This window comes from Frankia sp. Mgl5, assembly GCF_023242985.1.
GTDB lineage: Bacteria > Actinomycetota > Actinomycetes > Frankiales > Frankiaceae > Parafrankia > Parafrankia soli.
In genome coordinates, this window is sequence record NZ_JALKFY010000053.1 from 1 (window position 1) to 297 (window position 297).

The 297-nt window shown below is 57.9% G+C and carries 1 pseudogene; it reads right to left on the reverse strand.

Annotation, left to right across the window (positions count from 1 at the left end):
* Positions 1-297 (reverse strand): annotated as a pseudogene (locus MXD62_RS08330) (acetyl-CoA C-acyltransferase); the annotation flags it as partial.

Genomic DNA, 297 nt, shown 5'->3' on the forward strand with positions numbered 1-297 from the left:
GACATCAGCACCATCGCAGCTGCTCCGTCGTTTATCCCGGGAGCGTTTCCGGCTGTAATCGTCCCATCCTTTTTATAGACAGGAGGCAGCTTCGCCAGCACTTCCAGACTGGTTTCGGGGCGAGGCGCCTCGTCACGGGTGACCAGCATCGGGTCTGCTTTTTTTTGCGGGATGGGGACAGGAACGATTTCCTCGTCAAACGTACCGTTCGCTACCGCTTGTGCCGCTCTTTGCTGGCTGCGGAACGCCCATCGGTCCTGCGCTTCCCGCGTAATACCATACTCTTCTGCCACATTG